The sequence below is a fragment of the Eubacterium ventriosum genome, from assembly GCF_025150745.1.
Lineage (GTDB): Bacteria > Bacillota > Clostridia > Lachnospirales > Lachnospiraceae > Eubacterium_G > Eubacterium_G ventriosum.
The window spans coordinates 2,775,112-2,787,550 of sequence record NZ_CP102282.1 but is presented as its reverse complement, the minus strand read 5'-3'; the positions used below and the strand labels follow the sequence as shown (position 1 = coordinate 2,787,550).

Genomic DNA, 12,439 nt, shown 5'->3' with positions numbered 1-12,439 from the left:
CCACGGAAGTTTTGTGGCAAACACGTTGATTCTCCTTGTTTTGCTCCGCCGCCCACAGTAAGACAAAAAACAAAACTCGCCTACGGCTCAGACAGTTGTTTTTTGCCTTACGCTATGCTCACAAAACTTCGGGAATCTGCCTATTGTTTGCACACTAAAACTTCCGTGAAATACAGGTAATATTGCAATAATCTAAATTTGTATTTCTACTATTACTTTATAATAGTATAGTTTGGTTTTTATAGTATTAGTATATGATATCTGGCTTTAAAGAGCAAATGTATTTTTTTCCGTTTTGAATCGGAAATGTGTGACAGTGGTGTGAAATGGGTTTCCGTTTTGAAACGGAAGTTGGGGTAGTGAAGGTGATGTTTTTCCGTTTTAAGTTGGAAATTGGATGAATTGAAACGGAAGCAGGTTGTGGGTATACTTAATGCAAGACAGCAAGATAAAACATTTATTTGGAGGAAATAATGATTAAAGAAAATTATATTTTTTTTGACATTGATGCTAAGAACAAAGAAGAAGCTTTAGACTTTGTCAGCAGCAAGGCTTTTGAATATGGCATTACTGATGATAAGGACGGTTTGCTTGGAGATTTCTTAAAGAGAGAAGAAGAGTATTCTACAGGCTTACAGGATGAATTCGCAATACCTCACGCAAAGTCAACTCACGCTAAGGAAGTTGCTATTTTCTTTGTTAAGTGTAAGAACGAACTTGATTGGGAAACATTAGATGATTCAAAGGTTAAGTATCTGTTTGCACTTATTGTACCAATGGAAAATGCAGGGAACGAACACTTATTAATGATTTCAAAATTGGCAACTAGTCTTTTGGAAGATGAATTTAAGGATAAGGTTAAATCATCAACTGATAAGGCAGAGCTAAAGGAATATATATTAAAAATTATGAAGGAGGACAATTAATATGAAAATTGTAGGAATTTCAGCATGTCCAGCAGGACTTGCACATACACCAATGGCAGCTAAGGCTTTAGAAAAAGCTGGTAAAGCATTAGGTTATGATGTGAAGATGGAACAGCAGGGTAGTATGGGACAGGTTAACGAAATTACAAAAGAAGAAGCTCAGGCAGCTGATTTCGTAATTATCGCTTCTGACCAGAAGATTGTTGGCATGGATCGTTTCGAAGGCAAGAAGGTTATCCGTGTAGATATTAATATCTGCATTAAGGCACCTGAGGCTGTATTAAAGAAATGTGTTGCAGCAGTTAGCAAATAATAGCCAAAAAGTATTTTTAGATAGATAAAGTACAAAAGATAATCAAAAATACTAAAGACAAATTTTTTACAAAACTAAATACAAAAGATAAAATTAAATACTAAATACAAAAGATAAAATTACTGAAATACACAAAAGATGAATTAAACAATTAATGTTTAATTACAAAAGAAAAATACATATTCATATATGTAAAAAATACAAAAGATAACTAAATAAAAAAGGAGATTAAGAGACATGAAACAATTTTTTAAAGACGCAAAAGGTCATTTGATGACTGGTATCGGCTACATGCTTCCTCTTATTATCGGAGCATCATTAGTAGTTGCCATACCAAAACTTATAGCATTATGCTTTGGTATTACTTCATTAGATCCATATGCAGATGGAACAGGCGTATGGCACATCATGAAGTTAATTGAAAACGTAGGTTGGACAGGTATTGGAATGGTTAATACTGTATTAGCAGGATTTATAGCTTACAGTATTGCAGATAAGCCGGCTATCGGTGCTGGTTTCATCGGTGGTGCAGTTGCATCAAGTACTTACGCAGGTTTCTTAGGTGCCGTAATCGCAGCTTTCATCGCTGGTTACACAGTAAAATGGGCTAAGAAGCACATTCACCTTCCAGAATCAATGGGTTCAGTAATGCCACTTGTTGTTTGTCCTTTAATAGCAACAGGTTTTGTTGCAATAATAATGGGTGTTATTCTTGCTACACCACTTGCAGCAATTAACACATGGTTAGTAAATTGGATTAGTTCAATGTGCCAGAACCAGAGCGCACAGTTAGTAATGGCTATGATCCTTGGTGCAATGATCGCCAGTGATATGGGTGGCCCTATCAACAAGTCAGCTTGGATGGCAGGAAACGCATTAATGGCAGAAGGAATTTATCAGCCAAACGTATTCATCAACGCAGCAATTTGTATGCCACCTTTAGCATACGCTATTGCAACAGTAATCAAAAAGAAGAGATTCTCAGCTGAATTTAGAGAAACAGGTAAGAGTAACTGGGCTATGGGATTTGTAGGAATCACAGAAGGTGCTATTCCATTTACACTTGTTAAGCCACAGATTTTAATTCCTGTAAATATGTTCGGTGCAGCAATTGGTGCAGCAGTTATCGCTATCTTAGGTGGTAAGGGTGATATCCCTCCAGTAGGTGGTGTTTACGGATTCGTATCAATAACACACGGATGGGCTTACCTTGTAGGTATCTTAGTTGGTGCATTCGTTATAGCTATTCTTGCTACACTTTTCGTAGATTTCAATGATAAGAGCGAAGCAGGTTCAGAAGATGTAGATATAGACGAAATTGACATCTCATTTGAAGACATCAAGTAATTAAAAAAACTAAAATCAATTTTAAATAATAACTTTCAAAACTATTAGGGCAGGGGCCGGGTTGCCCCTGCTTTTTTTAAAAACATTAGGAGGATTGTAATGAAAAGAAAAGTACATGTAGTACCTCATTCACATTGGGACAGAGAATGGTATTTTACAACATCAAGATCTAAAGTTTATCTTATGAAAGATTTAAAGGACGTATTAGATACTTTAGAAAGCAACCCTGATTTTAAATATTTTATGGTTGACGCACAGGGGTCATTACTTGATGACTATATTAAGTGGATGCCACAGGATAAAGACAGAATAACAAAATTAGTTAAGGAAAAGAAGTTAGTAATCGGACCTTGGTATACACAGACTGACCAGTTAGTTATTTCAGGTGAAAGCATTGTTCGTAATATGTATTACGGAATGAAGCGTTGCGAAACTTTTGGCGGATATATGAATGTCGGATATGTTCCTGATTCATTTGGACAGTCAGGTAACATGCCTCAGATTTACAAGGAATTTGGTATTGAGGATACTTTATTCTGGAGAGGCGTAAGTGATGATATGGTAAATCACACTGACTATAACTGGAGAGGTGACGACGGAAGCGTTGTATTCACAACACAGATTCCTTTCGGATATTATATTGGTGGAAATATTCCTGAAGATCCAAAGCAGAGTGAAGAATTTTGGCAGAAGGAATGTTTCGAAAAAGCAGGCGGACGTAGTGCTACAAAGCATATCTACTTCCCTAACGGATTTGATCAGGCTCCAATTAGAACAAATCTTCCTGAAATTATTAAGGAAAGAAACGAAAAAGATCCTGAAAATGAATATGTAATCAGTTGTATTGAAGATTATATTAAAGATGTAAAGAGCGAAAATCCTGAATTAGAAGAAGTAAGTGGTGAACTTGTTATTGCTAAGCATATGAGAATTCACAAATCTATTTTCTCATCACGTTCAGACTTAAAGGTTATGAATACACAGATTCAGAACTATGTAACTAACGTAATGGAACCACTTCTTACATTATCATACAATTTAGGAAATGATTATCCTCACGAAGCAGTAGGAGAAATCTGGAAATTATTATTTGAAAATGCAGCTCACGATTCAATTGGTTCATGTATTTCAGATACAGCTAATGAAGATGTTTATGTAAGATATAAGCAGGCAAGAGATATTGCAGTAAACTTAGTTGAATTACATTCACGTCTTATTGCAACAAGTGTAAAGAATGATGCAGAGATGACATTTACACTTATTAATACTTTACCTCAGAAGAGAAATGATACAGTTGTTGTTAAGACATATATTCCGGGTGGAAATTTTGCAATTTTAGATGAAAAGGGTAACAAAGTAGACTATACAGTTATTGAATCAAGAGATTTAACAGATTATGTTTTATCACAGACAATTAAACTTGACCCTTCACGTAAGTTCTATGTTCCAAGTAAGGTTCTTGAAGCTACAATAGCTATTAAGACTAGTGATGTACCTGCATTTGGTTATGTTCAGTACACACTTGATACAAAGGGCAACAGTGCTAAGAATTTAGAAAAGAAGAATACATTAGAAAATGAATTCTACGCAATTAACGTTGAAGAAGACGGTTCATTAACTATAACAGATAAAGAAAATAACGTTACTTATAAGAACCAGGGTGTTCTTGTAGAAAACGGAGATGATGGCGACAGCTTTAACTATTCACCACCAAGAAAAGATTTAGAAGTATTTTCTAATAAATCAGAATGTAGCGTTGAAGTAAGTGGTAGTGATATTTATGATCAGGCAGTAATTAAGTTTAACATGGTAGTACCAAAAGACTTAGAAGAACGTGCAGAAGGTAAGGTAAGTGTAAATCTTCCAATTACTATGACTGTAGCTCTTAGAAAAGATTCTAAGGTTATTGATTTTAACGTACATGTTGATAACAAAGGTTTATCACACCGTTTATGTGTATTATTTGACAGCCAGATTGTTTCATCATTTAACTATGCTGATGAACAGTTCGGTTCAATTAAACGTCCAAACTACTATGAAAAGGAAATGAAACTTTACATGGCAAGTGCGGAAAACAAAACAGAAAAGAAAACAGGAGTTCAGGAACTTGCTAACTGGGCTAATGACCAGTCAACATGGCAGGAACCACCTATTAGCATTGAACCTACACAGTCATATGTTTCATTAACAGATGGCAAACAGGGTATTGCTGTAATTCCACAGGGCGTAAGAGAATACGAAGTTCTTGATGATCATATGATTAGACTTACATTATTCCGTACTTATGGATTTATGGGTAAGGAAAATCTTATTTATCGTCCGGGCCGTGCAAGTGGTGAAAGAATTATTGAAACACCTGCAGCTCAACTATTAAAAGAAATGGACTTTGCTTTCGGATTTACAACATACGCTTCAGACATTAACGAAGCTAACGTTGACACATTGGCAAAAGCATATAATACTAACATTGAAGTTTATACTTATGCAGAATTCTTAAACGGAAGATTAATCTTCTCACAGCGTGAAATTGAAGGAACAAAAGAATCACGTTATTCATTATTTGAAACAGAAAACAAACTTGTTGTTTCTGCAATGAAGAAAGCTGAAGACAATGACGGATATATTATCAGACTTTTTAATGGTAAGAATCATGAAAACATAAGTGATACAATCAAGTTTAACTTTGATGTAAAAGAAGCTTACTACACTAACTTAAGAGAAGAAAAGACTGAAGACATTAAGGTAGAAAACAATACAATTAATGTTAAAGAATTATCACATTGTAAGTTTGTAACAATTTGTGTAAAAGCTAAATAGGAGAAAAAACATGAAGTACTCAGTAGCAATTGATATTGGTGGCACAAATACAAGAGTGGCATTAGCTGACGAAGAATTAAATATAATCGAGAGAAAGCAGTTTGCAACAGACAGTGAAAATCCTGATGTAACACTTGGCAAAATTGCAGAAGTTATAAAAAGTTTCGACTGTGATATTGTTGGTGCAGGAATGTCATGTCCGGGTCCACTTGACTTAATTAATGGAAAGATTTTAACACCGCCTAACCTTAAGGGACAGTGGCATAATCTTAAAGTTGCAGAAGAATTAAGCAAGCTTATTAACAAGCCTGTATATCTTGAAAATGATGCTAACCTTGCAGGTCTTGCAGAAGCAGTTGTAGGTGAAGGAAAGGATTATAATTATGTTCAGTTCTTTACTGTATCAACAGGACTTGGCGCAGGATTTGTAATAAATAAAGAAATCTATCACGGCGCACACGGTTTTGGTAACGAAGTAGCTAACTGCGTAATGATGAAAGATGGACCAAGCCATGGCTCAATAATTCCCGGAGGAATTGAAGCAATAAGCAGTGGTACAGCCATTACATCAAGAGCTGTTAAGGCAGGACTTGATGTAAAACATGCAGGAGAAGTAAATGACCTTGCAAAAGCAGGAAATGAAGTTGCAAAGCAGATAATGGATGATGCAAAAGAATATCTTGCAAACTTTATCGGTGTAGTTTACGGATACGCAGATCCTGAAATAGTAATTTTAGGCGGTTCCGTAGCATTAAAGATAGATGGCTTTGTAGAAGAAGTTGAAGCTCTTGCAAAAGAAAGAGTTTACGAAATAATGAAGCCATATGTAAAGGTAAGAAAATCTACATTAAACGAAGACTCAGGACTTATTGGAGCAGCTTATCTTGCATTCTCAAAGGCAGAATAATATTTCACATTTTAAATTGAATAGGGTTTAATTATGGGAGCATATCAGAATTGGTATGCTCCTTAATCTCTGACAATACCATATAGGTAAGGAGGCACATAGGTAAGGAGCAATACAAGAAAGTTGATTTTATTTATTAAAAGTTGTAGAATTGAACTTACGTGTTATGACTCGAATTAAAAATAAATAAGGCTATATTTTTTGGAGGTATGTTATGAGTGAATTATTTTTTGGAAATAAGAAACTTGGTTTTGGACTTATGCGTTTACCATTGTTAGACGAAAATGATGGAGCTAGCATTGATCTTGAGCTTACTAAGAAGATGGTAGATGCCTTTATTAAAAATGGATTTACATATTTCGATACAGCATGGATGTATTGTGGATTTGCCAGTGAAAATGCAACAAAAGAGGTTTTGGTTAAAAGATATCCTAGAGATAGTTATACATTAGCAACAAAGCTTCACGCAGGTTTCATTAAGACAAAAGAAGACAGAGATGCGGTATTTAATAAGCAGTTAGAAAAGACAGGTGTAGAATTTTTTGATTATTATCTGTTGCATGATATAGGTCAGGATCATTATAAAATATATAATGACCTTGATTGTTTTAACTGGATTATGGATAAGAAGGAAAAAGGTCTTGTAAAACATGTGGGATTTTCTTTCCATGACAATGCCCAGTTACTTGATAAAGTGTTAACAGAGCATCCTGAAATGGAATTTGTTCAGCTTCAGATTAATTATTTGGATTGGAATAGCGAAGGGATTCAGTCAAGAAAATGTTATGAAGTAGCAAAAAAACACAATAAGCCTGTTATTGTGATGGAACCTGTAAAGGGTGGAACTTTGGCAAAAGTACCTGATGATGTGGAAAAGATGTTTAAAGATTACAACAGTGAAGCATCAATTCCATCTTGGGCAATTAGATTTGCAGCAAGTCATGAAAATGTGAAGATGGTACTAAGTGGAATGAGCAATATGGAACAGTTAATGGACAATATGAGTTATATGAAAGATTTTAAGCCACTTAATAATGAAGAACAAGATATTATTATGAAGGCTGTAGATGCGATTAATAGTAATATTGCCATACCTTGTACAGGCTGTTCATATTGTACGGAAGGATGTCCAAAGAAGATTGCAATTCCTAAATATTTTTCATTATATAATGCGGATTTGCAGGAAGTTAAAGAAAAAGGATGGACTCCACAGGGTGAGTATTATGACAGATTAACTCATACATTTGGAAAGGCAAGTGATTGTGTTGCATGTGGACAGTGTGAGAAGGTATGCCCACAGCATTTATCAATAATAGAAGACCTTAAAAAGGTTGCAGAATATTTTGGAAAGTAGGTGTATTATGGCAGCAAGCGAAAAAGACATTGAAAACATTATTAAGATGCTAGATGAAGCATCAGCTACAACAGCTAGAATTAATTTGAATGTTGCAGAAGATGGTAACGATGGTGAAATACGAAAGTTAAAGCATCACGGCAGATGTGATGTGGGAAGTGCATGGGCAACAGGGAAAGTAAAAAATCCTGAATGTGTAGATGCACCTATGTTAGATGAAGAAAGTAAGTAAATATATACGAAAAAAATTAAAATTGTGAAGCGCAGAGCAATCAGCGTAATCAAGATTTTGGTGTTTTGCATTTTAATTAAAATATATAAAAGTTAGTTAGAACTTTTAAAATAAGAAAAGGGAGTTCAGGTAATGACAGAAGCATATATAAGTACTAGATGTAAGAAGATATTATATATGATTATGGCAAGTGATACTTACGTTTCGTTACCACAGATTTCAGAAGAATTCAAACTATCAAAAAGAAGCATTTATTATGAATTATGCAAAATTAATGATTGGTTAAGTGTTCAGGGAATAAATGAAATCACTGTTGTTCGTGGCAAGGGAATTAAACTAACAGAAGAAGAAAAACAACAAATTGAACAGGTAATGGAAAAGGGAGGCGCAAAAGAAGAATATATATTTTCACCAATGGAAAGAATATATTTTATAATTTGCTATATTATAAAATCTAAGGAAGCAGTAAATGTTGAACAATTAGCGGAATATCTTCAGGTAAGTAGAAATACTATTTTCAATGATATTAGAGTAGTTGTTAAGCAGTTACAGGATTTTGACTTAACATTAGGTTATAAATCCAAGCAAGGATATTTTATTGATGGGGACAGCATAAGAATAAGAGCATTGTTTATGCTATACATTAATATGTTGAAACCAGTGTACGAAAGCGAAACTTTTTCATACTTGAAAGATAACAGTGTAGAAGAAAACTTAAAAAAATTACAGAAAATTGAAACTAAATTAAATACAAGCTATGTTGAGGGAACATTAAGATCCATTGCAATGCTTATTCCGTTAATGGAAAAAGGCAATGAAGGATTATATTTCCCTGACTTAAAGAAAGAAGAACTTGAAAATTCTCAGGAATACAGGCTTATTGAAGAGGAGTTTCCGAATTTAATAGAGAAAGAAAAAATATACTTATGTCTTCATTTATTAGGTTCGAGAGTTTCAATGAATACAATGGATGTATTTAACAACTATTCTAAGGAATCTAATTACGAATTATCAAAGGCTCTTGTTGCTGAATTTGAAAAGGTAGCATGTGTTAAATTTGAAGATAAGGATGACCTTGAAAAAGCATTATATTATCACCTTAATACATCAATGTATAGGTTCCAATATGGTATTCAGGTAGGAAATCCTATGCTTGAGGATGTTGTAAGAGAGTATTCGGAATTATTTGATTTAACTAAGATAGTGTGTCACTATTTAGAGCAGCAGATAGGTCTTCCGGTTCCGGAGGGAGAAGTTGCATATCTTACACTTCATTTTGGCGCTCATCTTAAGAAGGAAGAGGAACAAAATGAGAAAATAAGAGTTCTTATAGTATGTACTAACGGTATATCATCAGGAAACATGATAAAACATGAGCTTTTAAAGATGCTTCCACAGGTAGACATTGTGGGAGTAGTATCCAACAAGGAAGCAATTAACGTACATAACATTTGTGATGTAGTTATTTCAACTCACAAGATTAACTGCTTGGTTCCTGTGATAGTTGTACATCCTATACTTACTGATTTTGATAAGAAGCTTATTTTAAATCATTCAGTATTTAAAAACTTACAGGGTAATGTTGATGTAGATGAATTGTTCCAGACTATAAAGAAGTTTGTTGACAATGACAAAAGAGATGACTTATACAATGAATTACAGAAATACTTTGAAAGCAGAAATCAGAGAATGACTGTATATCTTGACAAGAAAAAGAAAGGTCTTCTTGATTTATTGTCAAAGGATTTGGTTTTTGTTGAAAATAAAAAATGCAGATGGGAGGAAGCTCTCAGGAAATCTGCAAAACCGTTAGAGGAAAGAGGTACAATTAATGAACAGTATATTGAAAGCATAATTGACAGTTTAAGATATTATGGACCATATATGTTCATCACCAAAGATGTTGTTCTTGCACACAGTCAGCCTAAAGACAATGTAAATGATTTAGGTGTTTCAATAGGTGTGTTTAAGGAACAGGTACAGTTTTCTAACTTCCATGAAGCCAAGATTATCATTGTTATGTCTGCAAAAGACCAGGAAAAACATCTTAGAGTATTGAAAGATATAATGGGTGTCTTTTCAGTTGAAAAAAACGTTGAAAAACTGGAAATGGCTGAAAACCCTGATGAAATACTGGATTCGTTAAAATTACTAATAAAATAAAAACGATACAAAAAAAGTCCAACACTTTGCACAAAAAATGTGCAAAAGGTTGGACTTCTTTTTTGCAAAAGTAAGTGTTACTATGGATTTACAAATTGATAAGGAGGTTCACGGATGATTCTTGACATGTTAAAAAAAGAGAATGTTCAAATTCTTGATCATGTTGACGACTGGAAAGAAGCGATTACCGTCAGCCTACGTTCCCTAGAGGAACAGGGTTATGTAACGCCAGATTATGCAAAGGGTATCATCGACATCACAAATGAGATGGGTCCATATTATGTATTAACTGATGATGTTGCATTAATCCATGGGAGACCTGAAACGGGAGTGCTGAAAAAACAGCTGGCAGTAACTGTTCTTAGAAAACCAATCAAGTTTTCAGAAGACGGAAAACCCGTTCGTTTGCTGGTAGCGTTAGCAGCTACGGACTCAGAATCTCATATGTCAGTAATTCAGACATTGGCTCAGCTTTTTATGGATGAGGAAGCGTTAAAGGAATTAATCCAGGCAGAGACAGCTGAAGATGTATATGAGTACTTATTGGTTTCATTGTATCATTCGTAGGTGGTATCGTTGGTATGTTCATCTTATTTGGTATTAAGGGTGCAGCTCTTGCAGCAGTTCCAATTATTCTTCCAGGTGTTGTACCTCACTTCTTCTGTGGTGCTACAGCCGGTGTATTTGCAAATGCTGAAGGTGGTTTAAAAGGATGTATCGTAGGTGCTTTCTTCCACGGTTTATTAATTACATTCTTACCAGTATTCTGTATGCCGGTACTTGGTGCTTTACATTACGCAGGAACAACATTCTCAGATGCTGACTTCTGTGGTGTAGGTATTATTTTAGGAAACATTGCAAGATTTACAACAGGTAACTTATTATTAATTGTTTGTGTAATCTTATTCTTAATCCCAATTATTTACAACTTTGTTGCAAAGAAACCTGCAGCAAAAGCTGAATAATAATTATTGACAATTTAATATTTGAAAACTAAATAAAAATTATCCCCTGCAACTTTTAGCAGGGGGTAAAACTTAATAACAATAAAATTTTTTATAAAAGGAGATGTTTATCATGGGAATCAAAAAAATAATGTGTTGTTGTGGTTCAGGACTTGGATCATCATTAATGATTAGACTTAATGTAGAAAAGGCATTAAAAAAATTAGGAATTAGTGGAGTTGAAGTTATGCATTCATCTTTATCAGATGCATCAGCTAACGCAGCAGATTTGTTTGTTGTAGGTGGCGACCTTGAAAACTTTACTCACTCATTCCCTAAGGTAGTTCTTTTAGAGAATATTATGTCAATGCCTGAACTTGAAGAAAAGTTAAAGAAGGCTTTTGACGAAGCACAGTAAAATTAAAAATTAAAGTCATTTTAGATTTAACCTCTTTCTTTTGGATGCTGTCGCAAGGGTTCTAAGCTCCAGTCAATTGAATGCCAAACGTCAGCATCCGTTAGAAAGGAAACGTAATAAGCAAAAAAGTGAATTTCTTAGATAAAAAACACAAGAGAGAATAAAAGTGTACATAAGACAAATTAAAGTATACGAAAGATAACAAATAGAAGACTAAAGAAATTAAAATACAAATGTAAAAGTTATAATATACAAAAGAAAAAACTTTTAAAATTTATTAACATGGAAAACGAACAGGAAATGTAACAAAATAGAAATAAAGGTTTAGGAGGCAATGATATGAAGTTTTTTATTGATACAGCAAATGTAGAAGATATTAGAAAAGCAAATGATATGGGAGTAATTTGTGGTGTAACAACAAACCCATCATTAATTGCAAAAGAAGGAAGAGATTTCAATGAGGTAATCAAAGAAATTACTACAATTGTAGACGGACCAATCAGTGGAGAAGTAAAAGCTACAACTGTTGATGCAGAAGGTATGATTGCCGAAGGACGTGAAATTGCAAAAATCCATCCAAACATGGTAGTAAAGATTCCAATGACAGTGGAAGGATTAAAAGCAACAAAGGTACTTTCATCAGAAGGAATACCAGTAAACGTAACATTAATTTTCTCAGCAAATCAGGCAATACTTGCAGCAAATGCAGGAGCAGCATATGTATCACCATTCCTTGGAAGATTAGATGACATTAACACACCTGGAATCGACTTAATCAGAAACATTTCAGAAATCTTTGACATCTACGGATATGATACAGAAATCATTGCAGCATCAGTACGTAACCCAATCCATGTTACAGACTGTGCATTGGCAGGAGCAGATATTGCAACAGTACCTTACAAGGTAATTGAACAGATGACAAAACATCCATTAACGGATCAGGGAATTGAAAAGTTCCAGGCTGATTACAAAGCAGTATTTGGAGAATAATATATAGTTATTATAGAAAGGTAAC

General features: G+C 34.3%; 11 protein-coding genes and 1 pseudogene. All 12 read left to right on the top strand.

Annotation, left to right across the window (positions count from 1 at the left end; translation table 11 throughout):
• Window positions 1-473 precede the first annotated feature (473 nt).
• Window positions 474-926 carry a PTS sugar transporter subunit IIA gene (locus NQ558_RS12725; protein WP_005362152.1) on the top strand — a complete coding sequence of 151 codons (453 nt, stop codon included), beginning with the start codon at window positions 474-476 and terminating at the stop codon, window positions 924-926.
• 1 nt (window position 927) lies between these two features.
• Window positions 928-1,239: a PTS fructose transporter subunit IIB gene (locus NQ558_RS12720; RefSeq protein WP_005362150.1), complete on the top strand. Its 312-nt coding sequence runs from the start codon at window positions 928-930 to the stop codon at window positions 1,237-1,239.
• A gap of 237 nt (window positions 1,240-1,476) precedes the next feature.
• The gene (locus NQ558_RS12715; protein WP_259907588.1) at window positions 1,477-2,586 is read left to right on the top strand and encodes a PTS fructose transporter subunit IIC; all 1,110 of its coding nucleotides are present in this window, start codon (window positions 1,477-1,479) and stop codon (window positions 2,584-2,586) included.
• 99 nt (window positions 2,587-2,685) lie between these two features.
• A complete protein-coding gene (mngB, locus tag NQ558_RS12710) occupies window positions 2,686-5,403 on the top strand; it encodes a mannosylglycerate hydrolase (protein WP_005362146.1) in 2,718 nt (905 codons plus the stop codon).
• 10 nt (window positions 5,404-5,413) lie between these two features.
• Entirely contained in the window at window positions 5,414-6,310 is an 897-nt protein-coding gene (locus NQ558_RS12705) for an ROK family protein (protein WP_005362144.1), read from the top strand.
• Between the two features lie 214 nt (window positions 6,311-6,524).
• A complete protein-coding gene (locus NQ558_RS12700) occupies window positions 6,525-7,664 on the top strand; it encodes an aldo/keto reductase (protein WP_005362142.1) in 1,140 nt (379 codons plus the stop codon).
• A gap of 7 nt (window positions 7,665-7,671) precedes the next feature.
• Window positions 7,672-7,896 (top strand): hypothetical protein, encoded by a 225-nt coding sequence (locus NQ558_RS12695; protein WP_005362140.1) that lies wholly within the window; start codon window positions 7,672-7,674, stop codon window positions 7,894-7,896.
• Window positions 7,897-8,028: 132 nt separating this feature from the next.
• Window positions 8,029-10,059 (top strand): BglG family transcription antiterminator, encoded by a 2,031-nt coding sequence (locus NQ558_RS12690; protein WP_259907587.1) that lies wholly within the window; start codon window positions 8,029-8,031, stop codon window positions 10,057-10,059.
• 114 nt (window positions 10,060-10,173) lie between these two features.
• Entirely contained in the window at window positions 10,174-10,626 is a 453-nt protein-coding gene (locus tag NQ558_RS12685; RefSeq protein ID WP_005362134.1) for a PTS sugar transporter subunit IIA, read from the top strand.
• Window positions 10,596-11,024: pseudogene (locus NQ558_RS12680) on the top strand (PTS transporter subunit IIC); the annotation flags it as partial. The gene NQ558_RS12685 and the pseudogene NQ558_RS12680, both read left to right, overlap by 31 nt.
• 112 nt (window positions 11,025-11,136) lie before the next feature.
• Window positions 11,137-11,421 (top strand): PTS sugar transporter subunit IIB, encoded by a 285-nt coding sequence (locus NQ558_RS12675; RefSeq protein ID WP_040446907.1) that lies wholly within the window; start codon window positions 11,137-11,139, stop codon window positions 11,419-11,421.
• 339 nt (window positions 11,422-11,760) lie between these two features.
• The gene (gene fsa / locus NQ558_RS12670; RefSeq protein ID WP_005362127.1) at window positions 11,761-12,414 is read left to right on the top strand and encodes a fructose-6-phosphate aldolase; all 654 of its coding nucleotides are present in this window, start codon (window positions 11,761-11,763) and stop codon (window positions 12,412-12,414) included.
• The last annotated feature ends 25 nt before the right edge of the window (window positions 12,415-12,439 follow it).